Here is a 15,019-nt window from a genome sequence, read left to right as displayed (position 1 = left end):
ACAATATTTAAAAACTGTTAAATCAAATCAAATGGCAGACAAAAAGAAACCAAACATCCTGTTCATTATGTCTGATGATATAGGTTGGTTCAATGTAAGTTGTTACAACCACGGCATCATGGGTTATACAACACCCAATATTGATCGCATTGCAAAAGAGGGTGCTATGTTCACCGATTTTTACGGTCAGCAAAGTTGTACTGCTGGCCGTGCCGCCTTTATTACAGGGCAATCGCCTATAAGAACGGGGCTTACAAAAGTTGGTTTACCCGGGGCTAAACTGGGTTTAAGCGCTGAAGACCCTTCCGTAGGCGAATTTATGAAGGGGTTAGGGTATGCAACGGGACAGTTTGGCAAAAATCATTTGGGCGATCGTAATGAACATCTTCCTACAGTTCATGGTTTCGACGAATTCTTTGGCAATTTATATCACCTGAATGCAGAAGAAGAACCAGAGAATCCGGACTATCCAAAAGATCCCAATTTCAAGAAGAGATTTGGCCCCCGCGGCGTATTAAAATGCAAAGCAACAGATAAAGATGATACTACTGTTGATCCGCAGTTTGGCAAAGTTGGCAAACAGGTGATCGAAAACACCGGGTCGCTCAGTAGAAAGCGCATGGAAACAGTAGATGAAGAATTCCTGGCTGCGGCAAAGGATTTCATCAACCGTAAAACAAAGGAAAATAAACCCTGGTTTTGTTACTTCAATACAACCCGCATGCATATATGGACACATCTGAAACCATCTTCACAAGGGAAAACAGGCCTCGGTGTGTATCCGGATGGCATGGTGGAGCTGGATGGATATATTGGTGAATTATTGAAACAGCTCGACGATCTTGGTGTTACTGAAAATACAATTGTTGCTTTTACAACTGACAATGGCGCAGAAGTTATGTCCTGGCCCGATGGTGGGGCTACGCCATTCCGGGGCGAGAAAGATACCAACTGGGAAGGTGGCTGGCGGGTGCCTTTTGTAATGCGGTGGCCTGGTGTAATTAGACCTGGGCAGGTGATCAATGAGATCTGTTCTTTGCAGGATATGATCCCCACTTTTGCTGCAGCAGCAGGTGAGCCGGACCTGGTTGAGAAAGCAAAGAAAGGCTATACAACCGATGGCAAAACTTTCAAGGTACATCTGGATGGTTATAACCTCATGCCTTTTTTGAGTGGTAAAGAAAAAACATCGCCCCGTAAGGGATTTTTGTACTGGAGTGATGATGGCGATTTGATGGCTTTGCGTGTAGATAACTGGAAAGTCAATTTTATGGAACAGCGTAGCCATGGCCTGGGTGTTTGGAAGGAACCACTGGTTACTTTACGTGCGCCCAGCATGTGCAATTTAAGGTCTGATCCATTTGAAAGAGGAAATGAGGATGCCAGTATTTTTTACGATAAGTGGATGGCAGACCGTGCGTTTTTGCTGGTGCCGGCGCAAGCCATTGTTGAGGAATTTCTTAAGAGCTTCAAGGATTTTCCGCCACGGGCAAAAGCTGCCAGCTTTAGCATAGACCAGGCTATGGAAAAATTAATGCCAAAGGATACCGGTATGGAACCGGCGTCCAAAGACAAAGAAGTAAAGCCGGAAATGGAAACAGCTCATTAACCAGTTCAGAAAGATATTTCCAGTATTTAAAATATTTGATCATGCCAACAGCTAATGAACAATTCAAAGGTGTAATTAAGCTCGATATCCGGGATTCAAAACCCGACTGGAAGCCGTTTGAATTAAAACAGCCTCCTAAAGGAGCCCCCAATATTTTGATCGTACTGTACGATGATACCGGTCTGGCAGCCTGGTCGCCTTTTGGTGGCCGTATAAATATGCCCACCCTGCAACGGTTGGCTGATAACGGGTTAAGATATTCGCAATGGCATACAACGGCGTTGTGTTCACCAACCCGTTCTACCTTCCTTACAGGCCGTAATCACCATGTAAACCGTTGCTCCTGTATTACGGAAGGGTCACAAGGTTTTCCCGGCTGGGCCGGCCGTTTGCCGGCTGAGTGCGCCACCATTGGGCAAATATTGCAGGAAAATGGATTTGGTACTTTCTGGCTGGGTAAGAACCATAATGTTCCGGTAGAAGATATTTCCAGTGGCGGCAGCCGCTCCGAATGGCCACTCTCAAAAGGGTTCGACCGGTTTTATGGATTCCTCGGTGGAGAAACCAATAACTGGTATCCCGAGTTGGTGGAGGACAGTCATTTTATTGAACAGCCATATAGTCCTGAAGACGGGTATCATTTATCAAAAGACCTGGCCGACCAGGCCATCAGGATGATCCGTGACCAGAAAGCGGGCAGCCCTTCCAAACCCTGGTTCATGTGGTTCTGCCCGGGCGCCAATCATGCGCCGCATCATTGTCCGAAAGACTATGCTGATAAATACAAAGGAAAATTTGACGACGGGTATGAAGCCTACCGGGACTGGGCACTGGAAAGAATGATCGCCAAAGGCATTGCGCCCAAAGGCACAAAATTAACGCCCATCAACCCAATGCCGGAAGATATGGCCAACCCCGCAGATGCAGTACGTCCGTGGAATACATTGAATGCAGATGAAAAAAAGTTGTTTGCCCGCATGGCCGAAGTGTATGCCGGTTTTTCTGAATACACCGATATACAGGTAGGGCGCCTTGTAGACTATCTCGAAAAATCGGGACAGTTAGATAACACCATTATTTTTTATTGTTCCGATAATGGCGCGTCTGGTGAAGGAACTCCGAATGGGTCGGTGAACGAGAATAAGTTCTTCAATGGATATCCGGACGACCTGGCTGAAAATATGAAATACCTGGAAAAAATTGGCCAGCCTGATACTTATAATCACTATCCAACCGGTTGGGCAGTTGCCTTTAGTACGCCATTCCAGATGTTCAAGCGGTATTCACAATTTGCAGGTGGTACCTGTTGTCCGCTGGTTATTCACTGGCCCAATGGCATTAAGGCAAAAGGCGAAGTGCGTACACAGTATCATCATTCAGTAGATATCGTTCCTACCATCCTGGAAATTGTAGGATTGGAGATGCCGAAAGTTTACCGGGGGGCAGAGCAATATCCGCTTAACGGGGTTTCCATGAAATACACGTTTGACAATGCCAAAGCGTCCACCACCAAACAACGCCAATACTACTCGATGTTGGGAACCCGTGGTATGTGGGTGGATGGCTGGAAAGCAGCGGCCATTCATGCACCGCTCAGCAGTAAAGGACATTTCGATAAAGATGAATGGGAACTCTATCATACAGATGAAGATTATTCAGAATCAACCAACCTGGCCGATAAATATCCCGATAAACTAAAAGCGCTCATCGACGTCTGGTTCGAAGAAGCAGACAAAAATTTTGTATTGCCATTGGATGACCGGTCGGCTTTGGAAATACTTGGAATGGATCGGCCGAAATCGGAACCGGTGAGAACCCGGTACATCTATTATCCGGATACGGAGCCCGTTCCCGAAAGTGTAGCTGTAAGCATTCGTGGACGTTCTTACAAGATCGTTGCAGATGTTGATTTAACGCATGAAGCATCAGGCGTCATCTTCGCTCATGGTTCCCGCTTTGGCGGTCATGCGCTTTTTATAAAGGACCGGATGCTGTATTACGTTTATAATTTCCTGGGTATCAGTGAACAGAAATTCGTGTCGAAGGTGGTGAATGCCGGTAAACATACATTGGGGATGGAGTTCATGCGCGAGAAGGCCGGACAATACAGCGAATCATTGGGAACAACCAGGTTGTATGTAGACGGCAGGGTGGTAGCTGAAGGACCCATGAAAACCCAGGCCGGCATGTTCTCTTTGTCAGGTGATGGGTTGTGTGTCGGGTTCGACAGTGGGGATAATGTAAGCCAGGAATATAGTATCCCTGGAAGATTTACGGGAGGGGCCATTCTTGGCGTTGCTGTTGATGTGAGTGAAGAAGTGTATCTCGATCTGGAAAAAGAAGCGGCAGGCGCACTGTCGAGAGATTAATATTAAATCAAATCGCTAATGCAAACACAATCAAATACAGTGCTTTCAGATGCTAAGGTTAAGGACCAGACAAACATGGTTTTTATTCCGGGTGGAAAATTTATGATGGGCTCCGATAAATTCTACCCGGAAGAAAAGCCTGTGCATGCCGTTACGGTCGATGGATTCTGGATAGATAAGTATGCAGTGACCAATGAGGAGTTTAAAAAATTCATTGATGAAACCGGTTATGTTACGGTAGCGGAACGACCGCTTAAGGCGGAAGATTATCCTGGCGCAAAACCCGATATGCTGGCGCCAGGAGCGTTGGTATTTCAAAAAGCAAAAGGCGCGGTTGACTTAAACGATTATTTCAATTGGTGGGCCTGGGTGCCCGGCACCAGCTGGAAGCATCCCAAGGGCCCAAAAACAGATCTAAAGGGTATAGAGAAGCACCCGGTTGTACATGTGGCTTATGAAGATGCCGAAGCGTATACCACCTGGGCGGGAAAAGAATTGCCAACAGAAGCGCAGTGGGAGTATGCTGCCAGGGGTGGGTTGGAAGGAATGGATTTCACCTGGGGTAACGAAGATACACAACAAACCAAACCGATGGCCAACACCTGGCAGGGCATATTCCCGTACCAGAATTTGTTGATTGATAAATACGAGGGTACTTCGCCGGTAGGTTCATTTGCGCCAAACGGATATGGCCTGTATGATATGGCCGGCAATGTATGGGAATGGACAAGCGACTGGTATGTGGCGCATTTGGATGAATTGGCGAATAAGGTTAAAACCTGTTGCACTACACATGTGAATCCAAGGGTGGTGTCGCCCGAAGCGAGTTATGATCCCTGCCAGCCCACCATAAAGATCCCACGAAAGGTTGTAAAGGGAGGATCGCATTTGTGTGCGCCGAATTATTGTTTGCGGTACCGGCCTGCAGCCAGGCAGCCACAAATGATAGATACCGGCATGAGCCATCTCGGGTTCAGGTGTATTGTAAAACAAAAATGAATAATGAAGTTGCCGGATATAGATAAAGTATAGTATGCGTGAGCTGACTGAAAATATGAGAGGGGGACTGGATGCATGGGGCGAATTAACAGAGGTGATCCTGAATGGCATTTCGCTGATGTGTATTATTACCGGCGTTGTTATATCTCTCAGACGGGCCATACAGGAACGGCGGCGCAATCCTGGTGCGCATCCTATGCATACTTATTTTAGAAAGGTCTTTGGCGGCTGGCTGGTGGTGGCGTTGGAAATTCAGCTGGCTGCCGATATCGTAGGTACCATTGTTTCACCCACTTCCGGGCATTTAATTGAGCTGGGCGCCATTGCGGTGATAAGAACCTTCCTGAACTATTTCCTGAGTAAAGAGCTTAAAGAAGAAACCGAATATGGAAAAGGACTTCTCGCACAAAAACCTGAAAGGAGCGTCGTTTAAAAATGAAGACCTTTCACACGCACGCTTTGCAGACAGCGATCTGCGGGGCGCCGATTTCAGCGGCTCCAATTTGAAAGGCGCCGATTTTACGCATGTAAAAACGGGTATAACGCCTGTCAACTTGGTATTGATCTTCCTGGCAGCACTTATTGTGTCTGCCTGCTCGGGGTATATTGCTATGCTGGCAGGAAGTACGGTGCAGGGAATGCTTGCTTCGGAAGAGAGCAGGATCAGGAGTGCAGGTGTTATTACTATTGTTATAGCTGTTCTTTTTGTCGGGTACGCCTGGTGGAAAGGCGTAGGCCATGCCATCCGTCAACTGATCGCGCCAACTGTTATCGTGGCATTGGTAATTGGTTTTATAGCCGTTGTTTCAGGCCTGGGTACAGGCAGGGGCATGTTATACCTTGTTCTTTCGTTGATCCTGCTGGCAGTGATGTTTGTTGTAGGCACCGTAGCGCGGGTGACTGCAGGCTCGTTATCAAATATTTTATTTATTATAGTGGCGTTAACAGGCGGCATGTTTGGTAAAAGCTTAGGTGGCGGCATCGGCACAGTTATCATGGCCATTGGTTGTGCCATGATCAGCAAAAAAGCTTTGAAAGGCGCGCCTGGTTTTGATTCGTTAAGAAGAGTGGCCGCAACAATAACCAGGAAGTTCGGCACTTCTTTTAGAAACTCCCGGCTGGCAGATGCTGATTTCTCCCGCGCAGATCTTCATAATTCCGATTTTTCAAATGTGGATACCACCGTCGTGCACTGGGGCAATTCAAAAAAAATAAATTGTATATCAAGTGGGAACATAATGGCGTGATCTGTCATTTTAAAAAAACTAAAATGGAAGAAGATCAGAACAGGAAAAATTCCAATGCTGGTAATCTTGAAAACGATAAGGTCACTGATATCCAGCAGGAGATCGAGAAAAAAGTAGCCGAAGATGAGGCGAAGGGAGGAGAAGCATTATCCAGCAACCTGTCAGCAGACAGAACACATATGTCCGAGCACAGGACCCGGATGTCGGAACATCGCACCGAGTTATCAGATACCCGGACTGATCTTTCTTTTCAAAGAACGGCACTTTCCTATGAGCGTACGCTCATGTCCTGGATAAGAACAGCCATCTCATTGATCTCTTTTGGGTTCACCATCTACAAATTTTTTGAAGAGTTCAATAAAGGTAATCCCAGCGGCCACCTGTTTTCGCCCAGGCGGGTAGGCATGATCATGATGTTATTCGGTTTTATAGGTTTGTTGTTTGCCCAGATCCAACATGACATAGCTTATAAAAGATTAAAGGCGGAATACCCGCAAATCCAACGGTCGCTTTCATCTGTATTGAGTGTTTTGATCCTCCTGTTCGGGCTCATCTTATTTCTTGCTGCGTTATACAGACAATAAAAAATAAAATATTATGACTACAGGAACGCAACCACGGGAAACTTTAAAAAAGGAACCGTTACTGGTTACGCCGGAGAATTTTAACCGTGCTGAAAGTGATATGTATTTTAATACAGTTGCCACAAAAGAAGACGCTTTAGGGAAATTCCATCACCGGCGGGAACTTTTTTCGGTCGATGAGCAAACCGTAGTACGTGGTAACCGTGATACGTTATATTCTACAGCTGTCTTCGATCTGGAAGCAGGCCCGGTAACTATTACCCTGCCGGATGCTGGAAAGCGTTTTATGTCGTTGATGATGATAGATGAAGATCAGTATGTGTTTGATGTTAAATATGACGCGGGTAGTTATACCTATGGGAAAGACAAGGTTTCAACCCGGTATATTTTAGCTGCTGTCAGAACCCTGGTTGATCCGGCCAATGCCGCTGACCTCAAAGCTGCACATGCTTTACAGGATGCTATTATGATCCGGCAAAAAAGTGCGGGGAAGTTTGAAATTCCCGCGTGGGACGAAGTGAGCCAGCAAAAAGTTCGCAAAGCTTTAAAGGACCTCGGCGAAACCATCAATAATTTTAATAACGCCTTTGGTTCCAGGGAGGAGGTTGATCCGGTAAAACATTTGATAGCCACTGCCTGCGGCTGGGGTGGTAACCCCGATAAAGAAGCCATGTACATGGGGGTAACGCCGGAAAAGAATGATGGCAAAACAGTTTACCGGCTCACGGTAAAAGAAGTGCCTGTCGATGCATTCTGGTCGGTTAGTGTATACAATGCAGATGGTTTTTTCGAGAAGAATAAATCGAACGCCTATTCGCTGAATAGTATTACCGCTAAAAAGGAAACAGATGGATCCGTAGTTATTCAGTTTGGCGGTTGCGATGGAAAGACCGCCAATTGTTTGCCCATTACACGGGGTTGGAATTATACCGTAAGGATGTATCGCCCACGGCCGGAGATCTTAAATGGCCAATGGAAATTTCCGGAGGCGGAAATGGTGAAGTAGGAGGAACGCTTTTTGCAAATTATAGGGCCTAATATACCCATATATGGAGCAAAAAGACGCTTTATGGTGGCAACGGGGCATTATCTACCAGATCTATCCCCGTTCGTACCAGGATACAAATGGCGACGGTATTGGCGACCTGAAGGGCATTATCAGCAGGCTGGAATATTTGCACTGGCTGGGTATTGACGTAATCTGGATCTCGCCTATCTATCCTTCTCCCATGAAGGACTTTGGCTACGATATTTCCAACTACACAGATATTCATCCATTATTCGGGTCAATGTCCGATTTTGATGAATTAATTGCGCAGGTGCATACATTGGGCATGAAACTGATCCTTGACCTGGTGCCCAATCATACCTCCAATGAACATCCCTGGTTTATTGAATCCCGGTCGGGCCGGGATAATCCCAAACGCGACTGGTACATCTGGAAAGACGCCCGGGAAGATGGCAGCGTGCCCAATAACTGGCTGAGCGTTTTTGGCGGCAATGGCTGGGAATGGGATGAACAGACAAAGCAATATTATTATCATGCATTTTTGAAAGAGCAGCCGGACCTCAACTGGCGTAACCCCGACGTACAGCAGGCAATGTACAACGTTATGCGGTTCTGGCTCGATAAAGGCGTGGATGGTTTCAGGGTAGATGTAATGTGGCATATGATCAAAGACGATGAGTTGCGCGATAATCCGCTGAACCCCGGCTATGCCGATTTGCAGGCCGATTACAATAAACTGTTACCGGTTTACTCAACCGACCAGCCTGAAGTACATGAGATCGTAAAACAAATGCGGGTGCTGGTGGATGGCTATGGTGAGAAAGTAATAATAGGGGAGATCTATCTGCCTATTGAAAAACTGGTAACCTATTATGGCGCCAATAACCTGGGAGCGCATCTGCCATTTAATTTTCAATTACTCACGCTGCCCTGGGAAGCGTTACAAATTTCTTCCGCGATCGATGCGTATGAAGCCGCGCTGCCGGAAAATGGCTGGCCTAATTGGGTGCTGGGCAACCACGATCAGCAACGCATTGCCAGCCGGATAGGGCTGGGACAGGCAAGGGTAGCGGCCATGCTGTTACTGACTTTAAGGGGTACACCTACAATTTATTATGGCGAAGAGATTGGGATGAAAGATGTTCCCATCGAGGAAGACCAGGTCCAGGACCCGCAGGGACTGAACATGCCGGGCAAACACCTGAGCCGCGATCCCGAGCGTACACCCATGCCCTGGGACAACAGCGCCAATGGGGGTTTCAGTAAAGTGAAGCCCTGGCTGCCATTGGAGCGGGATTACAAACGAAAGAATGTACAGCTTCAACAGGATGATCCTTTTTCCATGTTGACGTTTTACAAAAGGTTGATAGATGTTAGAAAAAAGGAGCGGGCATTAAGTGTTGGCAGCTATCGCCCCGTTTATGCAAATCACCAATTGATCTCCTATATCCGCCAATGGAATGACGACAAATTCCTCGTCGTACTGAACCTGACCCATGGCGTTTGTTATTTTACACCTGCACATCTTGAACTGAAAGGGACAATTATAGTTGCTACCCACTCCGAACTGGAAGGACTGCCGCTGAATGGAACATTTGGCCTGGGTGGTGATGAAGGCATCCTGGTACGGCTGGAAGAGTAAGGTTATAATGCTGTTAAAGCATTGAATACGCCGTTGATTACTTTTGCCATCCTGGGGAGATCCAGCGTTTCCATAGTGTCGGTGGACTGATGATAATTTTTGTTCCGGTAAAAGGAGGTGTCGGTAATCATCAAAGCACTAAAGCCAAACTTCCAGTAATTTAAATGATCCGAAAAGTCAATGCCGGGTAACGCAGCCGGACCGGTAAACTTTTTTGTTTTGCCACATCGCCTGATGCACTTGATGGAATGGTGTTATCAGGATAATACTCACACAGGTTAATCGGGCTCGAAACATTGGTCATGGTGACGCGTTCGATTTGGTTTAGTAATTGGTCACAAGGAGAATTTACAGGGAATCTTTCCTTTTGTAGAGTTCCTCCCAAAGCGATTGTTCCGATGCTTCAAAAAGGGTGGTGACAGATGCCTGTACAGGCAGCCAGCTTCCTTCCTCCACCTCTGCTTCCAGTTCGTTTGCATCCCAGCCACTATAGCCAATAAAAAGCCTGAGATTACGCTCAGCATCGCCGGTAGTATTGAGATACTGAACGGCTTGTTTAAAATTGCCGCCCATATAAACGCCGTCGGCTACCAGCGTTCCTTCACTAATAGAACCGGGAATGCGGTGAATGAAATAAAGCTTTTCTCTGTCTACCGGCCCGCCCTCGTACAGTGGGAATGGTTTACTGGTGCGAAACTCCGTCAACTCATTGAATTTGCGCTCAAATACCTGGTTCATCACAAAACCCAGGGCGCCTTTTTCATTGTATTCAGTTATGTAAATAACCACTTTGTCAAAATATGGGTCTTCCAGCGAGGGAGCGCTGATGAGAACCGAGCCTGCTTTAAGTGGATGGTTGGCCATAGCTATTCAATATAACTGTTTTTTTAGATATTGAAAAAAATCGTCCTAATGTAAGCCTTTATCGGTGATGGACAATTTGTACAGATTTATCTCCTGTTTATACATGGCCAGGATGCTTTTCTTTTGGAGCTTTGTATGGTAAATACAGACAAAATGAAAGCATTAGTATTAAATAATTTCGGTGCGGCGCCTGAACTGCAGACCGTTGATACTCCGGTAGCACAGGCCGGACAGGTATTAATAAAACTAAAGGGAAGTGGATTGAATCCGCTGGATATAAAAATTATGGCCGGTGAGGCAAAACATGCCCAAACAAAGTTGCCGGCGATAATAGGTGTTGATGGAACCGGGATTGTGGAGGCAGTGGGCGCAGGCGTAACCAGCTTTAAACCCGGTGACGAGGTGTATGGAATGATCGGTGGGGTAGGCGGTAACCAGGGTACCCAGGCTGAATATATTGCAGCCGATGCCCGGTTGATTGCCCTGAAACCCAAAAACCTTTCGTTTCATGATGCGGCTGCTGTTCCGTTGATCTTTACTACTGCCTGGGAAGGCCTGGTAGATCACGCAAAGGTGCAGAAAGGTCAAAAGGTGCTGGTACATGGGGGCGCCGGTGGGGTTGGCCATATTGCGGTACAAATTGCCAAAGCGCGTGGCACCGAAGTATTTTCTACGGTTCGCAAACCGCAGTTTGACCTGATAAAAAGTTACGGAGCTACCCCTATCGACTATACAGAAACAAAAGTGGAAGATTATGTGAAGGAATATACCGGCGGCGAAGGGTTTGATGTGATCTTTGATAATGTGGGCGGACAAACGCTCGATGATTCCTTCACTGCTGTAAAGAACTATGGTCATGTGGTGACTATCATTGGCAGGGGAACGCATAACCTGGCGCCGCTGGCCTTACGCGCTGGTTCTTATTCGGGCGTTTTCACGCTGATACCACTGATAACCGGAAAGAACCGGGCCCATCATGGCGACATTATGCGGCAGGCTACTGAACTCATCGAGGCTGGTTTGGTGAAACCAATTGTATCTCCATTGGTATTCAGTCTGGCCACTGCCGAAGAAGCTTATAATGAGTTTAAGAATAACAAAGAGAAAGGTAAAGTGGTAATAGACATAAACTAATAAGAAGAACGCAACAGTTGGTTGCCTATACTGCAACCGGCTGTTGCTGTTTTCTAAATGCGGTTGGGGTAACCCCTTTGTATTTTTTAAACAACCGGTTCAGGTGGCTTTCATCAGTGAATCCCAGTTCGTACACAATTTCGTTGATGCGCATATCGCTGCGCTGTAACCGGGTTTCTACCAGCTTCAGTTTGTAATTGATGATGTATTGCTGAATACTTTCTCCTGTATGTTTTTTAAAATAGCGGCTCAGATAGCCATCGGCTATTCCGAAATGGCCCGCTATTATATCAGCCTTTAATTTATCTGCATCGTAAATATTTTCCTGGATATAGTTGAGGATCTGCACAACAGTATTGCCGGTGTTATCGGTTACTTTATTGGGCATGGCAAGTCCGATGTTCCGGGCAACGATGGTGATGATCGTGTTTACGATCTGTGAAATGATCTCGTGGTGATACAGTTGTTTATTCGTCCATTCACCCAGCAGGGATTCTACCATAGCCTTAACCAGCACTTTGTCAGGAGGATTGCGCAAGATGCAACCCGGCTGATGGCTGGCGTTATGAAGGATAAATTTCAGTTTTTTTGTCCATTCTACCTGGCGGGGATCGTTTTGTTGTTGTGATTTTACATAGATGTCGTTAAAACGAATGAACACCAGCTCGGTAGTGGCGCCAATCTGGAAGGAATGACAATCATCGGGGGTGATCAGGAACATATGGCCCGGCTGGTAGTTGAACTGGTTATCATTGATGCATTGCACACCGGTACCGCTGGCAATATAAACCAGTTCAAAGAAGTTATGTTTATGTGCTGGTTTAGGGCAAACATCCACCTTGCTGTAATGGATTTCAAAAGGCTGATAAAGACTTTCCTTCTGCATATAAGTAAAGTTATTAAGATAACGGAGAACTATGCAAATTGTTTGTTAACGGAGGCTAATGCCCTCATTTACAGGTAAAATAAGGCCAATAGCATGCAACCTTTTTATTTTCCTGCTCCTCTTAATATGCATTATTTTAGCAAACAATTTTTACTATGTTGACACGCCTGCCATTTATTGTTTTATTGACATTTACGTTGCCAGTCCTTTGTTGGGCCCAGTCTGACAGCAGCGCCAAAGCCGAAGCGGCAATAGCCAAATCAAACGCCGAGGTGGAGAAAAAAGCGGCGGAATGGTCGGCCGGATTGAAGCTGCCCGATGCCGAAAAAGAGAAACGGGTGACCGCGGCCATTACCACGCATTTAAAAACCATTCGCGACTGGAACAATTCGCATCCTGCCAGTACGGTTCCTGCAGGCATTAACCCGGCAACCGGTAACAAGCTGTCTGATATGGACCGTCAGATCATTGCCAATTCTGCCATGCCGGCCACCGTGCATAAAGATCTGATGGATGCCCTGAACAAGGACCTTACGCCTGAGCAGGTGGAATATATTCTTGACCAATACACCATTGGTAAAGTGGCCTTTACCATGAAGGGGTACAAAGCAATCGTTACCGACCTAAAGCCGGAAGAGGAAGCCAAAATTCTGGAGTATCTTAAACAGGCGCGTGAGCAGGCGATCGATTATAAAAGCATCAAGCAGGTATCTGCCATTTTTGAGATCTATAAAACAAAATGCGAGCAGTACCTGAACAGCAATGGCCGCAACTGGCACGAGTTGTTCAAGGCTTATGTAAATAAAGTGAAGGCGGAAAAAGCAGCTGCCGGAAAAAAATAATTGGTGATCGAAATTATATAAAAGGCCTTCCCGATGCAATCGGGAGGGCCTTTTTGCATACCTAACCGATCTGTAGTACTTTGTGTAATTATGAAGATCATCATTATCGGCGCTACCTCGGGCATAGGGAAGGAGCTGGCCCAGCAATACCTGGCACAGGGCCATACCGTGGCCATTACCGGCAGGCGGGAGGCGTTGTTACAGGAACTGAAAACGCAATTTCCTGCCCTGTATACCAGCTGCTTTGATGTACAGGCCGGTGATGCGGTGGAGCGGTTGCAGGAGTTGATAGCCGGGATGGGTGGCGTCGATCTGCTGATCTATAGCGCCGGTTATGGCGACCCTTCCACCAAACTGGTGGCCGAAGTTGAACTGGATTCCACTGCCACCAATGTAATGGGGTTTGTGAAAACAGCCACGTTTACCTTTAATTATTTTTTGCAACAGGGACATGGCCAGCTGGCGGTGATTTCTTCGGTTGCTGCGCTTAGAGGCAACAGTTACGCGCCTGCCTATAGCGCCAGTAAAGCCTACGTAAGTAATTACGCAGAAGGACTGAACATAAAAGCCCGTAAGCTCCACACCAATATTGTTGTGACAGATATTCGTCCGGGTTTTGTAAAAACCAAAATGGCCAAAGGGAATGGACAGTTCTGGGTGGCACCGGTTTCTACTGCAGCCCGGCAGATCATAGCGGCCATTGCCGCAAAAAAGCGAATAGCCTACATCACCAAACGCTGGGCGTTGATTGCTTTCATTTTTAAAAGACTGCCTTATTGGGTGTATAAACGAATTGGATGAGGTACCTTAATTATTCGTATTGCTGGTAGCCCGCGTAGAATCGCCGGCTATAAACGGATGGTCCTGCTCCCACATGTAACGGAAGGACTGTCCGCACGACTTGATGTAGGAATAATAGTCGTATTCCGTTTCAAAGCTCTGTAAGGTTTCATAGCTGGGCCGGTACGATACCATAAATGAATCCAGCGCCGGCGAGTTAAGCCCGGTTATGCGGCGTACCAGGGCCTTGTTAAAGCGATGGTCAATATATTTATCGTGCTCCTGCCAGATCAACAGGTTGCGGAAACCCTCCAGCCTTTTCATCCTTTTGGCATTGAAGATCGCGTCAAAACTGATGCCTAAGCCAAAACCGCCGGGCGTGCCCAGCACCTCCGATTCATAATCGAAGATCTTTTTGTTTTCAATGCGGTTGTTCAGGGAATCCATGTGGTAACTGGGCGGCTTTACATATACAGACGGCAACATGTCCACCGATACCGGCAGACTGATGTCCAGCGGCTGATCGGGCGGCAGCCGGTTAACCAGGAATTTTTCGGTTGATTTACCGAGGTACGAAAAGTAAATAGAATCGCTGTTGGGCACTTTTATGGAATAGCGTCCCAGCGTATCGGTGATGGTGCCTATTCCGGAAGTGCTCAACACACTCACGTTGGGTACGCCAAAACGGGCCTGTTTATCATACACGGTACCTTTGATCACTACCTGGGCAACGGAAATGTGACAAAGCAGGATCAAAAACAGCAATAATATATGTCCACGAAAAATTTTAATACACTTCATTCTTGCCTGATTTAAAAGGCATTAGTTTCTGGTCGGCAGATTTTCCCGGGTGTGTTGCTGTAAAAATAAAAATTTCCTGGAAATATTGGGCAGAATACAACCAAATAGCTGTTTTTATAGACAGTTGACTTATTCTTCGGGTTGAGGCTCCCTGAATTCAATGATAACCTCGGAAGTAAGGTTCTTTTTAGGTTGCGGATTTGGCAACACGAACCTGTCCTCACTAACGCCTTCCATATCTACCAGGCAATCA

Annotated in this window: 15 protein-coding genes; 11 read left to right on the top strand and 4 right to left on the bottom strand. The window is 46.5% G+C overall.

All coding sequences use genetic code 11. The features are described from left to right. Window positions 1-31 precede the first annotated feature (31 nt). The 8 genes from NIAKO_RS18415 to NIAKO_RS18380 are packed head-to-tail and all read left to right on the top strand — an operon-like array spanning window position 32 to window position 9,459. Window positions 32-1,609 carry an arylsulfatase gene (locus NIAKO_RS18415; RefSeq protein WP_014219955.1) on the top strand — a complete coding sequence of 526 codons (1,578 nt, stop codon included), beginning with the start codon at window positions 32-34 and terminating at the stop codon, window positions 1,607-1,609. Between the two features lie 41 nt (window positions 1,610-1,650). Next, window positions 1,651-3,978 (top strand): arylsulfatase, encoded by a 2,328-nt coding sequence (locus NIAKO_RS18410; RefSeq protein WP_014219954.1) that lies wholly within the window; start codon window positions 1,651-1,653, stop codon window positions 3,976-3,978. Window positions 3,979-3,996: 18 nt separating this feature from the next. Further along, complete coding sequence (locus tag NIAKO_RS18405; RefSeq protein WP_014219953.1) at window positions 3,997-4,977, top strand: formylglycine-generating enzyme family protein; 981 nt, start codon at window positions 3,997-3,999, stop codon at window positions 4,975-4,977. Window positions 4,978-5,011: 34 nt separating this feature from the next. Then, window positions 5,012-5,410, top strand: coding sequence for a DUF1622 domain-containing protein (locus NIAKO_RS18400; protein WP_014219952.1), 399 nt, complete (start codon window positions 5,012-5,014; stop codon window positions 5,408-5,410). Then, the gene (locus NIAKO_RS18395; protein ID WP_014219951.1) at window positions 5,364-6,224 is read left to right on the top strand and encodes a pentapeptide repeat-containing protein; all 861 of its coding nucleotides are present in this window, start codon (window positions 5,364-5,366) and stop codon (window positions 6,222-6,224) included. The genes NIAKO_RS18400 and NIAKO_RS18395 overlap by 47 nt, the downstream gene beginning before the upstream one ends. Before the next feature lie 23 nt (window positions 6,225-6,247). After that, entirely contained in the window at window positions 6,248-6,808 is a 561-nt protein-coding gene (locus NIAKO_RS36925; protein WP_014219950.1) for a YidH family protein, read from the top strand. 13 nt (window positions 6,809-6,821) lie between these two features. Then, window positions 6,822-7,814 carry a DUF1254 domain-containing protein gene (locus tag NIAKO_RS18385; protein ID WP_014219949.1) on the top strand — a complete coding sequence of 331 codons (993 nt, stop codon included), beginning with the start codon at window positions 6,822-6,824 and terminating at the stop codon, window positions 7,812-7,814. A 43-nt stretch (window positions 7,815-7,857) separates the two neighbouring features. Next, window positions 7,858-9,459: an alpha-amylase family glycosyl hydrolase gene (locus tag NIAKO_RS18380; protein WP_014219948.1), complete on the top strand. Its 1,602-nt coding sequence runs from the start codon at window positions 7,858-7,860 to the stop codon at window positions 9,457-9,459. 2 nt (window positions 9,460-9,461) lie between these two features. Here NIAKO_RS18380 and NIAKO_RS39760 read toward each other — a convergent pair whose 3' ends face one another. Together NIAKO_RS39760 and NIAKO_RS18375 are read right to left on the bottom strand one after the other, a co-directional pair. Next, window positions 9,462-9,641, bottom strand: a complete 180-nt coding sequence (locus NIAKO_RS39760; protein ID WP_425311431.1) for a M28 family peptidase — start codon at window positions 9,639-9,641, stop codon at window positions 9,462-9,464. A gap of 166 nt (window positions 9,642-9,807) precedes the next feature. Beyond that, entirely contained in the window at window positions 9,808-10,323 is a 516-nt protein-coding gene (locus NIAKO_RS18375; protein ID WP_014219947.1) for a YqgE/AlgH family protein, read from the bottom strand. Window positions 10,324-10,476: 153 nt separating this feature from the next. Here NIAKO_RS18375 and NIAKO_RS18370 point away from each other — a divergent pair, with 153 nt between their 5' ends. Further along, window positions 10,477-11,457: a zinc-dependent alcohol dehydrogenase family protein gene (locus tag NIAKO_RS18370; protein WP_014219946.1), complete on the top strand. Its 981-nt coding sequence runs from the start codon at window positions 10,477-10,479 to the stop codon at window positions 11,455-11,457. A gap of 25 nt (window positions 11,458-11,482) precedes the next feature. Here NIAKO_RS18370 and NIAKO_RS18365 read toward each other — a convergent pair whose 3' ends face one another. Continuing rightward, a complete protein-coding gene (locus NIAKO_RS18365; protein ID WP_014219945.1) occupies window positions 11,483-12,343 on the bottom strand; it encodes an AraC family transcriptional regulator in 861 nt (286 codons plus the stop codon). 155 nt (window positions 12,344-12,498) lie between these two features. Here NIAKO_RS18365 and NIAKO_RS18360 point away from each other — a divergent pair, with 155 nt between their 5' ends. Together NIAKO_RS18360 and NIAKO_RS18355 are read left to right on the top strand one after the other, a co-directional pair. Next, window positions 12,499-13,185: a DUF3826 domain-containing protein gene (locus NIAKO_RS18360; RefSeq protein WP_014219944.1), complete on the top strand. Its 687-nt coding sequence runs from the start codon at window positions 12,499-12,501 to the stop codon at window positions 13,183-13,185. A gap of 90 nt (window positions 13,186-13,275) precedes the next feature. Further along, window positions 13,276-13,986 carry an SDR family NAD(P)-dependent oxidoreductase gene (locus NIAKO_RS18355; RefSeq protein ID WP_049815561.1) on the top strand — a complete coding sequence of 237 codons (711 nt, stop codon included), beginning with the start codon at window positions 13,276-13,278 and terminating at the stop codon, window positions 13,984-13,986. A 6-nt stretch (window positions 13,987-13,992) separates the two neighbouring features. On the opposite strand, the gene NIAKO_RS18350 is transcribed toward NIAKO_RS18355, so the two are convergent. Beyond that, window positions 13,993-14,766 carry a hypothetical protein gene (locus tag NIAKO_RS18350; protein WP_014219942.1) on the bottom strand — a complete coding sequence of 258 codons (774 nt, stop codon included), beginning with the start codon at window positions 14,764-14,766 and terminating at the stop codon, window positions 13,993-13,995. Between the last annotated feature and the right edge of the window lie 253 nt (window positions 14,767-15,019).

This window comes from Niastella koreensis GR20-10 (assembly GCF_000246855.1).
GTDB classification, from domain to species: Bacteria; Bacteroidota; Bacteroidia; order Chitinophagales; family Chitinophagaceae; genus Niastella; species Niastella koreensis.
This window is presented reverse-complemented; position numbering and strand designations above follow the sequence as displayed.

Excerpts from the sequence above, each read along its gene's own strand:
- NIAKO_RS18360 (WP_014219944.1), top strand. The coding sequence starts at position 12,499 with ATGTTGACACGCCTGCCATTTATTGTTTTATTGACATTTACGTTGCCA.
- NIAKO_RS18395 (WP_014219951.1), top strand. The coding sequence starts at position 5,364 with ATGGAAAAGGACTTCTCGCACAAAAACCTGAAAGGAGCGTCGTTTAAA.
- NIAKO_RS18405 (WP_014219953.1), top strand. The coding sequence starts at position 3,997 with ATGCAAACACAATCAAATACAGTGCTTTCAGATGCTAAGGTTAAGGAC.
- NIAKO_RS18380 (WP_014219948.1), top strand. The coding sequence starts at position 7,858 with ATGGAGCAAAAAGACGCTTTATGGTGGCAACGGGGCATTATCTACCAG.
- NIAKO_RS36925 (WP_014219950.1), top strand. The coding sequence starts at position 6,248 with ATGGAAGAAGATCAGAACAGGAAAAATTCCAATGCTGGTAATCTTGAA.
- NIAKO_RS18355 (WP_049815561.1), top strand. The coding sequence starts at position 13,276 with ATGAAGATCATCATTATCGGCGCTACCTCGGGCATAGGGAAGGAGCTG.
- NIAKO_RS18370 (WP_014219946.1), top strand. The coding sequence starts at position 10,477 with ATGAAAGCATTAGTATTAAATAATTTCGGTGCGGCGCCTGAACTGCAG.
- NIAKO_RS18400 (WP_014219952.1), top strand. The coding sequence starts at position 5,012 with ATGCGTGAGCTGACTGAAAATATGAGAGGGGGACTGGATGCATGGGGC.
- NIAKO_RS18365 (WP_014219945.1), bottom strand. The coding sequence starts at position 12,343 with ATGCAGAAGGAAAGTCTTTATCAGCCTTTTGAAATCCATTACAGCAAG.
- NIAKO_RS18350 (WP_014219942.1), bottom strand. The coding sequence starts at position 14,766 with ATGAAGTGTATTAAAATTTTTCGTGGACATATATTATTGCTGTTTTTG.
- NIAKO_RS18410 (WP_014219954.1), top strand. The coding sequence starts at position 1,651 with ATGCCAACAGCTAATGAACAATTCAAAGGTGTAATTAAGCTCGATATC.
- NIAKO_RS18415 (WP_014219955.1), top strand. The coding sequence starts at position 32 with ATGGCAGACAAAAAGAAACCAAACATCCTGTTCATTATGTCTGATGAT.
- NIAKO_RS18375 (WP_014219947.1), bottom strand. The coding sequence starts at position 10,323 with ATGGCCAACCATCCACTTAAAGCAGGCTCGGTTCTCATCAGCGCTCCC.
- NIAKO_RS18385 (WP_014219949.1), top strand. The coding sequence starts at position 6,822 with ATGACTACAGGAACGCAACCACGGGAAACTTTAAAAAAGGAACCGTTA.